The sequence below is a fragment of the Chitinophaga sp. CCNWYY40 genome (assembly GCF_037483205.1).
In the GTDB taxonomy this organism is placed as follows: Bacteria; Bacteroidota; Bacteroidia; order Chitinophagales; family Chitinophagaceae; genus Chitinophaga; species Chitinophaga ginsengisegetis.
The window spans coordinates 739,775-753,171 of the sequence record NZ_JBBHLF010000001.1; the positions used below are offsets into that span (position 1 = coordinate 739,775).

Genomic DNA, 13,397 nt, shown 5'->3' on the forward strand with positions numbered 1-13,397 from the left:
TAATGAAAGCTCAAAAATTTCATTAAACGTTGTCAATATGCCGTTAACTGAAGTGTTAGACCGTGTAGTTAAAGATCAATCACTCCAATATGTCATCAAAGGGAAAACGGTTTTCATCTCCAAAAAAATCCCGGACACTCCTTCTGATAGCCCGGCAAAAGAGTATATCAGGGATGAACCTGTGAAGGGATACATTATAGATTCAACCGGTAAACCTTTAGCCGGCGCTTCTATCAGTTTGAGAAATAAGCCAGGTAAGACAATGACCGGGGAAAACGGTGGGTTTACTTTGGATGTTTCACCGGGAGATATATTGGTGATAAGGTTTCTGGGATACGAAACAAAAGAGTTGACGATAACAAACCTGCATATTGCGAGCCCGGATGGTTTTGCTATCCGCCTTGATCCAGCCATGAATGAACTGAGGGAAATTGCGGTAGTAAATACCGGCTACCAGAAAATAAACCGCACCAATCTCACCGGTTCCGTGGTAACGGTTGGAAGCCAGGAATTAGAAAAGCGAAACGCGCAAAATGTATTACAGAACTTGGAAGGTATTGTTCCCGGGCTTGTTCAGTACAGGGGCAATGCCACCATTCGCGGAGTCAGTACCTTACAGGCCAATACAAACATCCTGGTGGTTGTGGATGGGCTGCCAATTGAAGGATCCATTGCGGATGTAAATCCATATGATATAGATAACGTTAGTGTATTAAAAGACGCGGCGGCATCTGCCATTTATGGTGCGAGAGCTTCTAATGGCGTAATCGTTGTTACTACGAAGAAGGCAAAGGAAAAGAATAAAATTGCGGTGGAGTTTTCAGGTAATATCACGATTACCAACAAACCGGATTATAGTTACCAGAATTACATGACTCCTGCCCAGCAGGTGGATTGGGAAAGAGATTACTATAGCTGGTGGTTTAATGGCGGAGACGGAACCGTTTCCAACCCCATAGGGACTTTCGAGAATAATCTTGTTTTAGGAAATGCTGCATCTCCCGTCCAATATGCTTATTATCAGTTTAAGACTGGTAAAATCGATCAAAATCAGTTGGATAACCTGCTTGGTGAATACCGGAAGAATGATTTTGTTACCCAATATAAAGATAATGCCTTATTGAACCAGGTTCTTCAGCAGTATAACGTTGCTATACGCACGAACAATGGCAAATCCCAGAACAGCCTGGTGGTAAATTATACCACAGACAATACAGGGATCATTAACGGGTACAACAGGCAAATAAACCTCTTTTATAAAGGTGGGTACAGTTTTGCAAAGTGGCTGGATATTGACTATGGCGTGAATAGTATTATCGGAAAAATCAGGACTCACAACAATGAATTTGCTACAACGCCGTATTCAGTACCATCTTACTACAGCTTATTCAACGCCGACGGAACAAGAGCACAGTATTCCACCAACCGGTTCAATATCTATAATACAGTAACAGAAACAACGCCGGGACTATATTCTTCCAAATTTAACCACCTTGATGAACTGGAACGGGATTTTGCAAATACCTCCACACTGAACACCAGGTATTACCTTAATATGAGCTTTAAGCTGGCTAATGGACTTTCTATTCATCCGATGGTTCAGTATGAAGATTTGCGCAGAACTGTTTCTGCATATTCAGAGGCAGAAAGCTATACAATGAGATGGTTACAGGATGTATATACCACCCGCACCGGCACAGCAGGTAATTACAAGTATACGAATTTGTTGCCCCAAGGAGGAAAGCTGGCCACTTCCGAACTGAAAAGTCCCAATTATACGGCACGCCTGCAGGCCAACTATGATCATGAATTTGGAAGTCACGGTATCATTGCTATTGCTGGTGCAGAATTCAGGCAAACACGCAATTATGGTGTAAATGGAATGTTGTTAGGCTATGATGACCAATTACAGACCCAGTCTACACAAAGTGTTAACTTCGGCAACCTGTACAACATTAACAGCGGCACTTTCTGGAACCCTAATTATCCTGTCAGACAGTATCATTTTAATGACATCGCGGATATGAGTTTGGTTCGTGACGAAATGCACCGGTTTGCCTCAGGATATGCCAACGTCACTTATACCTACGATAGAAGATATAATATCTTTGGATCATTGAGGAAAGATTACGCAGACCTTTTTGGGGGAGATGAAAAATACCGTGGCCGCCCCTTATGGTCAGTTGGCGTTTCGTGGGTAGCGTCTAACGAATCTTTCTTAAAAGACGTTGCAGCACTCGATTATCTTAAATTGAGGGCAACTTATGGCCTTACCGGCAACATCAGGAATGTTACCGCGGTTCTTGCGGCAACCACAGGGCTAAATCAGGTAACTCAACTGCCTAATGCAACGGTTACAAATCCACCTAACCCGCGACTGAGATGGGAGAAAACAGCTACTATAAATATTGGCGCTGATTTCAGCTGGTTCCAAAACCGCCTGAGAGGTTCATTCGACTGGTATAAACGGAAAGGAACTGATCTGTTTGCGCAGAAGCGTTTAGATCCATCAGAAGGATTTACTTCTATGGTGATAAACAATGCCAGTATGATCAACCACGGACTTGAAGTCAATCTTGGTTACGATTGGATAAGATCCTCCTCCGCAAATGGATTCAGGTGGTCATCTGTTTTAACAGGCGCATGGAATAAAAATAAAATAACGGATGTAGATGAATTAACAAGAGATCCGTTGACATTGGCCGCCGGAGAATCCTACAGGGTTGGATATCCTGTGCATTCATTGTTTTCATTCCGCTTTGCCGGACTTGACGATACCGGAGTGCCAAAGTGGTACGACACCAAAGGAGTTGCTACTAAAGCAACATTGGGAGCAAATGATGCGGATGCAGTGGAGTTTTCCGGAAATGCGGATCCTGTCATCAATTTTGGATTGAACAATGATTTTTCATTTAGGGGAATCAGCCTGAGCGTATTTGCGGTTTATTACGGAGGTCATTATTACAGGGCCCGCCCTGTACCTGTGCCTTATCCATATGCTAATTACGGACCATTGCCTTCTTATTTGTTAAACAGCTGGACGCCAACAAATACAGATACCGATATTCCGGGAAGCGGGCAATATTATCAGATTCCAATTAACAACCAGTATTACTACTCAAACAACCTGGTGAGGCCGGCCGACTTTATAAAGATCAGGAATATCGTATTGGGATATTCAATACCACAAACCGTTTCGTCAAAGATCAGGGCAACCAATCTTAAAGTAAGAGTACAGGTAAATAATCCCAAATCCATCTGGATAAAGCAAAAAGATGTACATGTAGACCCTGAAACCGGGGCTGCGCCAATCCCTGCCTCTTTTGTTTTTGGTATCAATGCTAATTTTTAATTCAATGAACATGAGAAGACAAATTTACTTTTGGGTAATCACCATTTCAATGGTTATCGCTTCCGGATGTAAAAAATATACTGACATAACTCCTAAAGGACAGAACTTGCTGAAAAGAGCAAGTGATCTGGACTTACTGATGAATGTTGACTATTCCGGTACGGCCTTCACCTGTGTAAAGCAGGCAATATTGGATAATGACATGTATTTGCATGCGTATAATGTACCAAATACTATTTCGTCCAATGTGCAAACCATGAACAAAATCCTCATTACCTATGATGAATCTGCAGACAGGGCAGCGTTGACGCTTACGGATGGACCCTATGAAGGCCTTTACCGGATCATTTCAACAGTAGCAAATATTGTATTAACCAATGCTGATAAAGCCAGCGGAGATCCCGTATTGTTAAAGCAGTTGAAAGCTGAAGCGTATATCCAGCGTGCCTATTTACATTACCTGCTGGTTAATATTTATGCCAAAGCATATGATCCGGCAACAGCAGATAAGGATGGCGGGATATCCTATGTAAAAGATATCGACTTTGAAGCTGTTAACACAAAAAATACAGTTAAAGAAGTTTACGACAATATACTTACCGACATCGATGCAGCACTTGCTTCCGATGCACTGCCTGATCAACCTAAAAATGCTATGAGGATAGGCAAAGCATTTGCATTGGCGGTGAAAGCAAAGGTATTCATGTCTATGCGCAATTATACAGCTGCTCTTGCCGCCACGGAAGAAGCATTGAAATATAACAGCGTACTGGAAGATCACAGATCGCTGCTGTCATTGCCAAAGGCTTCCAGGGTACCGGTTCGCAATGGCTTAAGCGCAGCTGATAATTTGTTCTATGCCGTTAATTCCGGCTTTTTACCAACCACCTTTACACCTACTTATGAAATTCTGCATGATTGGTACGAGCCAGGTAACATCATCAGGGATTCTTCCGCCGTTTACAACTATGATTATGGGTACCTGTACATTGGCTTGCCGGGTATCCCTGTCTGGATTGCACCATCTTATGAGTCGAACCAGGCTGGTATGACAACCTCAGACCTTGTTTTGATGAAAGCGGAATGCCTGATCCGTACAAATAAAATTGCGGAAGGAATGGAAGAAGTGAACAAAATCAGAATCCGCCGGATAGTACCGTATACGCAGCTTATAGCAGCAAACGAAGCGCAGGCTATGGCCTGTTTACAAAAGACATCCCGGATAGAATTTCTATTCACCTGGCGAAACTTCATCAACTTAAAAAGATGGAACAGGGATGGTAAATATGCTGCAACGATTGAAAGGACTATCAACGGGGTTAAATACATATTACGGCCTGACTCTCCTTTATGGATATTTCCTTTCCCCCGGAGTGCTACACAGTTCAACAGCACGTTGACACAGAATTATTAAGGATCATTGAAAATTAATTAAATTAATATGAAGAAGATAAATTTAGCAGCATGGATGCTGCTGGTATCAGCGTTTGTATTTTCCTATGCAGGAACGGCAACCGGGCAAAGTAAAAACAAGCTTTCCATCGGTGATCAGGCGCCACCGCTAAAATATTCAAAGTGGATTAAAGGAAAGCCGGTTAAATCCTTTGAAGGCGATCATCTTTATGTGTTAGAATTCTGGGCAACCTGGTGTGGCCCATGTAAAGCTGCTATGCCACATCTTACCGAACTTCAGAAAGAGTATAAGGGGAAGGCCACCTTCATCGGAGTAGGGGTTTGGGAAAAAGTTGAGGAGGGTAAACCTTATGAATCTTCATTGCCAATGTTGGAGAAGTTTGTAAAGGGAAATGACGCCAATATGGGCTATTCGGTGGTGGCTGATAATAATGAGCAATTCATGGGGAACAACTGGTTAAAAGCGGCCGGCGAGAATGGCATTCCATCTACCTTTATCATAAAAAATAACCAGATTATCTGGATTGGTCACCCGGGTTCGTTAGATAGCACGTTGCCAGGTATCTTAAACGGAACTTATGATATGGCAGCATTTAAGGCTTCATTTGATCGCAAAGCTGAGGCCAGAAGAGGCGAAATGGCTACCATGCAGGCGGCGCTTAAACCCATACAGGATGCTATTACAAACAAAGATTACAAGTCGTCACTGAGTTTAATGGACAAACTGGTAGCAGATAGTCCACAGTATAAGTTTATGGTTGATCAAATGAGATTCGGGGTATTATTAAACTATGTGAATCAGCAACAAGCTATTGAATTTGCCAAAGAATTGCAGAAAACGAATAAATCAGTACCAGGAATAGCACTTAGTGCGGTTTATAACAAAAATGGCTTCGATAAGAGCACTTACTTATGGGCAGCTAAAACTTTCGAGGAGGCAAATCCAAACCTCACTAATCCGGTAGCATTAGACGCGGTGGCCAGCTGTTATGCTAAAGCCGGGGACTACGCCAGTGCCATAGCGAATGAAGAAAAGGCAGTGGAAGGCGCACGTAAAGCGTTGAAGAATGGCGAAATGGTTGGTACTATAATGGATTACACGGTGGTGGAGTACGAAAAAACATTAGAGAACTATAAGAAAATGAAAGGTATCTAGTCGTTGCGCTGTCCGAAATCCTGATGGATGGCGGAATGACATTAACCTGATCCCTGTCGCTGTAAAATAATGCCTGGCATTGCCAGGCATTATCAATGGGAGACGCCCGGACAAGCAAACCTTTACGCCTGTTTTTTATACACGCGCATCGCAATGATATAAGCTACAAGTATAATCCCGATACACCAGGCAAGCGCCACCCATATTTCATTGCCCACCGGCTGGTTTGAAAGTAACGCGCGAATGGTTTCCACTATGGAGGTTACCGGTTGATTTTCGGCAAAGGCGCGAACCGGCCCCGGCATCGTAGCTGTTGGTACAAACGCTGAGCTGATTAACGGCAGGAAGTGAATCGGATAGGCAATTGAAGTGGCGCCATCCACCGATTTGGCAGACAATCCGGCAATCGCTGCAATCCAGGCCAGTGCAAGTGTAAACAATGCGAGTATGCCAGCCACGGCCAGCCACGACAATATACCGGCCGGCGAGCGGAAGCCCATTATTAACGCTACGATAATAATAACAGTGAGTGAAATCAGGTTAGATACCAATGAGGTCATGATATGCCCCCATATTGCAGCGGAACGGGCAATTGGCATGGAGTTGAAGCGCTCAAATATTCCCCGTTGTACATCATTAAAGAGCCGGTAAGATACATAGCCGACACTATTTGCAATAGCAATTAACAGTATACCGGGCAACAGGTAATCCACATAATTATCTGTACCGGACTGAATGGCGCCGCCGAGTACATAGACAAATAACAGCATCATGGCAATTGGCATGATAGTGACGGTGATGATGGTATCCATGCTGCGGAGAACATGGCGCATGGAACGTCCGAGCATAACGCTCATATCTGCAAAAAAATAGTTTTTTATTGTCTCCATGTTATTTTTCTTTTTTTCCAACAATTGCAAGAAAGATCTCTTCCAGGGTTGGTTGTTTTTCAATATATTCTACCTGTGTGGGCGGGAACAGCTGTTTGAGTTCCGCGAAAGTGCCGCTCACGATGATCCTGCCCTCATGAAGAATGGCAATTTTATCAGCGAGCTGTTCTGCTTCTTCTAAATACTGGGTGGTCAGGAATACGGTTGTGCCGTTACCGGAAAGTTCCTTAACAATCTTCCAGAACTCAATCCGTGCTTCAGGGTCAAGCCCGGTGGTTGGCTCGTCGAGGAAAATAAGCGGCGGGTTTCCCACGAGGCTCATGGCGATGTCGAGCCTGCGGCGCATCCCTCCTGAATAAGTGGAGGCGCGGCGGTCGGCAGCATCGGTTAAGCCGATGCGTTCCAGGAGATCAGCGGCTACCTGGCGCGGATTGCTGAGGTGCCGCAACCTGGCAATCATTGTAATATTTTCCCGCCCGGTTAAAACCTCATCTATGGCCGCAAATTGCCCGGTCAGGCTGATCGACTGCCGCACGCTTTCTGGTTTTAAAAGGACATCGAATCCATTCACGGTCACATTTCCACTGTCCTGTTTGAGCAGTGTGCTGAGGATTCTGACGATGGTTGTTTTGCCCGTACCGTTGGAGCCGAGCAGGGCAAAAATACTGCCCTTTTCGACCTCGAAATCTACGCCCTTCAGGACATGAAGCTGCTTATAGGACTTTTGGAGTCCTTTCACTTGAATTGAGTTTTGCATATACTTCGCTCTTTATATAAATGTAACCTTCGACAGATCGGCCCCCATGCCTTTGAGTTCGGCATAGGTCAGCTTATCCATCATTGCACCATCAAAGCAGATGGTTTTAATGGCACGGTAGTATTTATTGGTTAAGGCATACGTTGGACGAAAAGATACATTCCTGAGTGTCGCACCATTGAACGTAGCTTCGTTTAACGCCGTTTTGTCGAACCTGACGCCGATAAAAGTCTGCCCGTCGAGGCGTAGCCCCCGCATATCGGAATACTTAAAGTCCACGCCTTTGAAGATGCAGTTTTCAAAGACGGTTTTTCTAAGGTCGGTCTTGGTCAGCTTTACATCGGTCAGTTCTGCATCAATGAATTTCGCCCCCGCCAGTCCTGAGGTGCTGAATACGGTGCGTACGAGAATAGCTTTGTTGAAGCTTGCACCTGTAAGGTCGTTGGATGACAGGGTGCAGTCTGTCAGGTTTGTCCCATCGAAATTGGCAGCATGTATATCGCTACCGGTAAACGAACTGCCGGTCAGGTCCGCCCCTGCAAAGTCGGAACCTTTTAATGCACTCCCGTTAAATTTCCTTTTATGCGCGGTAACGCCGGTGAAGTCGCTTTCTGAAAGGTTGCCGCCGCTGAAGTTCGTTAGTAGCTGCCGCTCCTCCGGCGGGGAGGGAAGGATGGGAACCTCCGTTTGGCCCGTGTCGTTACTATTCTCAATGGTCTTTAAAAATGTGCTATCGTCCACAGATTGGAAGTTCTCTGAAAAATAATTAAGGTCGACACCCAGGATTTCGGCCAGCCGGTTAATAGTAACGATGTCCGGAATTGATTCCCCGCGCTCCCATTTTCCAACAGCCTGGGGGCTGATAAACAGAAGCTGGGCAAGTTGCGCCTGGGACATATTTTTATCCTTGCGCGCTTTGGCAATTTTGCTGCCGATCATTTTAGTGTCCATGTTTTTGTTTTAGGTTATCGACCCTGTAAAGGTATAGGGATGTATTTCCTCAATCAAAAAAATGCAAACACTCATAGTTGTATTTACGCTACTTAGAGTTGTTATTAATAACCTACGGTGGTATATGGGGGATTAACTGCCTGGAAAGAAGGGGAGGATGAGAAATTTAACGCCAGGTCTTCACGCCGGCGCCGTGAAGACCTGGTATTATGATACTAAGTCCGGTAAGCTTTTAACACATTCATTACCCAGGATTTGCCCCATTGTTCAATCTGCTCTTCAGTCCACAGATAGGGATAGAAAATCCTTTTCTGGAATCTCGGCGGCAGGTATTTCTGCCAGTTGGTGCCGCCCGTAGCGGCGATGTCTACCGGGTCGCGCTCGAGGTAACGAACGGCAGACTTATAGTGGGACAGCGGCCACTCCACGTTTACAAACAGATCCAGCTTTCTGAGTTCGGCTTCCACAGCACTCATATCTTCTCCGCGCTGGACCAGCGTTTTGTACAGCGAGGAAAAATTGTGGTCAATATTGTTCTGCGCCAGCTGCAGGAGTTGTCCGGCATATTTCACAATAAACTGTTGCAGGGTAAGCGTCTGTTTGCCGGTAGATAATTCAGAAGCGCCGTATTTCCAGTAAATATTTTCAAACTGTTCTGCTGGTGTGGCATGTTTTAATTGCTCTCTTTTGCTCAGTGTTACCAGTTGAATGAGGTCGGTTGAATAGATCTCTATCATACGGTACTGTGCCGATTGGAAGCCACTTGCGGGCAGCAGCGACATCCTGAATTTCAGGAATTGTTCTTTGTCCATTCCATCCACCATAATATCGAAAGATGATACCAGGGCGGTGAAATAAGCATTAATTCTTTTAAGCCTGGAAGCAAAAAAGTCAGGCGTAAGTGAGGTATTGGCGCTTATCTGCCGGCACTCGTGCAGGGCAAGCTTAAAATAAAGTTCGGTGATCTGATGATACATGATGAAGATCTCCTCATCCGGATAAGAAGTTTTCGGATGCTGGAGGCTCAACAATGTATCCAGGTGAATATAATCCCAATACGTCAGGTAATCTGCATAAAGAAGGCCATCAAGATAGGCGGTGATGTCCTGTCCCATTGCAGCGTACTTCTCCTGCAGCAGGGATAGTCTGTCTTTGATTTCAGCGGTTATTTCCATTGCTGCTGTTATTGTTTTGGTGTGATCAGTTCTTTACTTATTGTCAGCATTCTTTCTGCTGTCAGGAAAACATCCTCGAAGCTATTATACAATGGTACCGGGCTGAGTCTGATAACATCAGGCTCGCGCCAGTCGCCCAGGATATTGTTGGCTACGAGTGCCTGGAATACCTCTTTGCCTTTGTATTTGGCTATGATAGACAACTGGGCGCCTCTTTCATTTTCGGCAGAAGGTGTGATGATTTTGTATTGTTCAAAGCCGAGTGTTTTATTTACTTCGCTGATGAGGTAGTACAGATAGGCCGTTAACCGGAGGCTCTTTTCCCTGAGCGGGCCAATGAAGCCGGCTTTTTCGAAAGTTTTAAGAGAGGCGTGATACAGCGCCATTGGAATGACCTGCGTGCAGCTTACCTGCCAGCCGTCGGCGCCAGCTTCCGCAATAAACCCTTTCTCCATTTTAAACCGTTGTTGTTCCTGGTAGCCCCACCATCCCGCAAAACGGTCGGACGATTTATCGGAAAAATGTTTTTCATGTACAAAAATTCCGCTGATTCCTCCCGGGCCGGCATTCTGATATTTATAAGAACACCAGCAGGCGAAATCAATATCCCAATCGTGCAGTTTCAGCGGTACGTTGCCTGCTGCATGTGCGAGGTCGAACCCAACAACAGCGCCGGCATGGTGCCCTGCTTTTGTAATGGCAGGCATATCAAACCACTGGCCGGTAAAATAATTTATACCGCCAAACAACACGAGCGCAAGCTGTTCGCTATTATCGGCAATAGCAGCCAGGATATCTGCTGTTTGCAAAGTAGCTTCACCAACCCGGGGCGCTACTTCAATAATGGCGTCTTTCGGATCATAGCCGTGAAACCTGACCTGGCTCTCTACTGCATATTGGTCGGAAGGAAACGCGCCGGCCTCCATAATGATTTTAAATCTGGTTGCAGTGGGACGGTAAAAGCTCACCATCAGCAGATGCAGGTTGACAGTAAGTGTATTCATCGGGCATACTTCCCGGGGGCCGGCGCCAACGATATGAGCCATCAACCCCTTCAGTTCTTTGTGATAGTACATCCAGGGTGTTTCTCCTTCAAACCATCCTTCCACTGCCAGGTTTTCCCAGTTGTTCAGTTGCTGATCCACATAGCTGCGTGCCGCCCTGGGCTGTAACCCGAGGGAGTTGCCGCACATATAAATGAAAGGGGTACCATGCTGCTTTGGGAAAAGGAAATCGGCTCGCAGGTGGTGTAATGGATCTTGCCGGTCCAGGCTTTGCGCGAAAGCCAGATTGTTTTCAAAAATCATATTGATAATTATGTTAATGGTTGGAAATCGCGTGCATAGACATTGCTGTCGATGGCATCAAAAACGATATACTGGTAAGTTGGATGATCGCAGCAAAATGCTGCCAGCAGAAGGAGCTCCTGCTAGGAAGGCCGGTTGATTATATTTTTATAGATATCTACCATTGGCTGGAAAGTGCGACAAAAAAAATACAAATTGTTTACACTGCCAAATAATATTTACCTGTTATAGGAGTTTGCACACAACGGAGCCTGACCTCATCAACGGCGCTCACCGGCATTTCACGGAACTAAAACAGTCCATGCTGATCTTCACTGTATGATATGTCATTAAAACGCGCCTGATTTTTTAGGGGGTAGAAATTTTTTATCTATTTTTAGCTCTGCCAAAGCTTGCACTTATATTGCCAGACAATTTCCTACATACAGAGAAAGATATTTTCCAACAGATTGCGAACGGCGATCATGATGCCTTTACCCGGTTGGCGGATCAATACTGGAATAACCTGTATGGGCAGGCGATGGCTTACCTGAAAGACTCTCATAAAGCCCAGGATGTAGTCCAGGAAGTGTTTCTCACCATCTGGAAAAACCGCAGATCCCTCTCAGATGTAGAACGGCCGCAGCACTATTTATATACAATGGCCAAGAACAGGATACTAAGTGAATTCAGAAAGAAGCTGGTAGTCCCGATCCCGGACGATATCGGGCAGCTGCCGCCGGCATCCGATTCCCCGGCCGATGAACAGCTGGCGACCAAGCAGCTCCGGGAGCTGATCCAGGTGGTGATAGAACAGATGCCGCCGCAACGCCGGACGGTTTTTGAACTGAGCCGGCAGGAGGGACTAAAATATGAAGAGATTGCGGCGCGGCTGGGGATTTCCCGGGAAACGGTGAAAGGCCATATGATAAAGGCCCTGGCGCAGATGCGAACCTTTATGCGGCATGCGCTCCGGCTGCTGTTCCAAATTTTTTTTTAAAGAGAGCAACCCTCTTTTTACATTTGTGCGTCTTTATAGTATATGCACATCGACGAATTCAAGGATCTATTGGAAAAATACCTGGATGACAGGATCACGCCACACGAACGTCAACGGCTGACAATCGCGCTGGAAGACCCGGATTACATGCAGCTATTGGACGAAACGATTTACGGTGAACTGGTGGCGCGGGCCTATGAAGGAGAGCCGGATGAAGGAATCAGGCAATTGATTCAGCAGCGTCTTGACCAGGAAGTGACCCCGGTGCATACCATCAGGCCCCGGCGATATCGATGGGCGGTGGCCGCGGCGATACTCGCTCTCGTGGCCGGAACATACGCATGGCTGCAGCGACCCGCCAAACATCCGGCGGCGCAGCAACTCATCGCCAATGCGATGCCCGGCACCCACAAAGCCATCCTGACCTTATCGGATGGATCCAAAGTAACATTGGACAGTACCGGCAACCAGGTGATCCGGCAGGGCGCAACCGCCATCCATCAACAGGGAGGCCAGCTAAAATATGATGCGCAAAGCACCGCTACTTCTATTCAATATAATACACTAGCCACCCCACGGGGCGGCCAGTTCCGGATCACACTCCCGGATGGTACAAAGGTGTGGCTGAACGCGGCTTCCACGCTACGTTATCCGACCGCTTTTACAGGACCGGAAAGACTTGTGGAGGTCAATGGGGAGGCTTATTTTGAAGTAGCAGGTAATGCATCCCACCCATTCAAGGTGAAGATTAAAGATGCTGAAGTACAAGTGCTGGGAACGAGTTTTAATGTGAATGCCTATGCAGATGAACCAATCATACAAACTACGCTGCTGGAAGGCTCCATTAAGTTCTCCGCCAATAATAACCAGGTATTACTTAAACCGGGACAGCAGGCAGTTCTGGCAACTAATAAGGAGTTCCACATCAATGAAGTAGATCCCAACGATGCCATTGCCTGGAAAAACGGCTATTTCCTCTTTAAAAATGAGGGCATCGAAAGCGTTATGAGAACCATTGCACGATGGTATGATGTAGATGTCAGCTATGAGGGCGATGTGAAGAAGCAGCGCCTCGGCGGAACCGTTTCCCGTTACGAAAATCTGGAAGATTTATTAAAGACAATTGAATTAACAAAAAGCTTAAAATTTAAAATCGAGGGAAGGAGGGTAACAATTATGCCGTAAAATCTTTACTCTACATTGCTATTGCTTAAAATAAGGCAGGATGCGGCGCGCGACGTATCCGGCCAAGCCTCAGCGGCCCTTGTCATGGAATAGCTAACTGCCAGCTAGTTTATCAAACCAAACATTTATTTGTAAGATATCTCTAATGCATACGTATGCAGGGGATGTTCTATGCGCTCTTTAAACGTTCCTCAGTTATGAAACTTACAATAGTTCTATTGCTTGCAACAGT

General features: G+C 45.7%; 10 protein-coding genes. 5 read left to right on the forward strand and 5 right to left on the reverse strand.

Annotated elements, in window-relative coordinates; translation table 11 throughout:
* Nucleotides 1-37 precede the first annotated feature (37 nt).
* The 3 genes from V7S65_RS03065 to V7S65_RS03075 are packed head-to-tail and all read left to right on the forward strand — an operon-like array spanning nucleotide 38 to nucleotide 5,921.
* Nucleotides 38-3,352 carry a SusC/RagA family TonB-linked outer membrane protein gene (locus tag V7S65_RS03065; protein ID WP_336386233.1) on the forward strand — a complete coding sequence of 1,105 codons (3,315 nt, stop codon included), beginning with the start codon at nucleotides 38-40 and terminating at the stop codon, nucleotides 3,350-3,352.
* Nucleotides 3,353-3,362: 10 nt separating this feature from the next.
* A complete protein-coding gene (locus V7S65_RS03070) occupies nucleotides 3,363-4,766 on the forward strand; it encodes a RagB/SusD family nutrient uptake outer membrane protein (RefSeq protein WP_336386232.1) in 1,404 nt (467 codons plus the stop codon).
* Nucleotides 4,767-4,793: 27 nt separating this feature from the next.
* Nucleotides 4,794-5,921 carry a TlpA disulfide reductase family protein gene (locus V7S65_RS03075; protein ID WP_336386231.1) on the forward strand — a complete coding sequence of 376 codons (1,128 nt, stop codon included), beginning with the start codon at nucleotides 4,794-4,796 and terminating at the stop codon, nucleotides 5,919-5,921.
* Between the two features lie 122 nt (nucleotides 5,922-6,043).
* Here the strand turns inward: V7S65_RS03075 and V7S65_RS03080 are convergent, their stop codons facing one another.
* The 5 genes from V7S65_RS03080 to kynU form a co-directional block, all read right to left on the reverse strand.
* The gene (locus V7S65_RS03080) at nucleotides 6,044-6,811 is read right to left on the reverse strand and encodes an ABC transporter permease (protein WP_336386230.1); all 768 of its coding nucleotides are present in this window, start codon (nucleotides 6,809-6,811) and stop codon (nucleotides 6,044-6,046) included.
* Between the two features lies 1 nt (nucleotide 6,812).
* Nucleotides 6,813-7,568 carry an ABC transporter ATP-binding protein gene (locus V7S65_RS03085; protein ID WP_079468290.1) on the reverse strand — a complete coding sequence of 252 codons (756 nt, stop codon included), beginning with the start codon at nucleotides 7,566-7,568 and terminating at the stop codon, nucleotides 6,813-6,815.
* 12 nt (nucleotides 7,569-7,580) lie between these two features.
* A complete protein-coding gene (locus V7S65_RS03090; protein WP_336386229.1) occupies nucleotides 7,581-8,519 on the reverse strand; it encodes a pentapeptide repeat-containing protein in 939 nt (312 codons plus the stop codon).
* Nucleotides 8,520-8,734: 215 nt separating this feature from the next.
* Nucleotides 8,735-9,694, reverse strand: coding sequence for a tryptophan 2,3-dioxygenase family protein (locus V7S65_RS03095; protein WP_336386228.1), 960 nt, complete (start codon nucleotides 9,692-9,694; stop codon nucleotides 8,735-8,737).
* 8 nt (nucleotides 9,695-9,702) lie between these two features.
* Complete coding sequence (gene kynU / locus V7S65_RS03100) at nucleotides 9,703-11,001, reverse strand: kynureninase (protein WP_079468287.1); 1,299 nt, start codon at nucleotides 10,999-11,001, stop codon at nucleotides 9,703-9,705.
* A 403-nt stretch (nucleotides 11,002-11,404) separates the two neighbouring features.
* Between kynU and V7S65_RS03105 the strand changes: the two genes are divergently transcribed.
* Together V7S65_RS03105 and V7S65_RS03110 are read left to right on the forward strand one after the other, a co-directional pair.
* The gene (locus V7S65_RS03105) at nucleotides 11,405-11,980 is read left to right on the forward strand and encodes an RNA polymerase sigma factor (RefSeq protein ID WP_159454192.1); all 576 of its coding nucleotides are present in this window, start codon (nucleotides 11,405-11,407) and stop codon (nucleotides 11,978-11,980) included.
* A 42-nt stretch (nucleotides 11,981-12,022) separates the two neighbouring features.
* Nucleotides 12,023-13,165: a FecR domain-containing protein gene (locus V7S65_RS03110; protein ID WP_336386227.1), complete on the forward strand. Its 1,143-nt coding sequence runs from the start codon at nucleotides 12,023-12,025 to the stop codon at nucleotides 13,163-13,165.
* Nucleotides 13,166-13,397 lie beyond the last annotated feature (232 nt).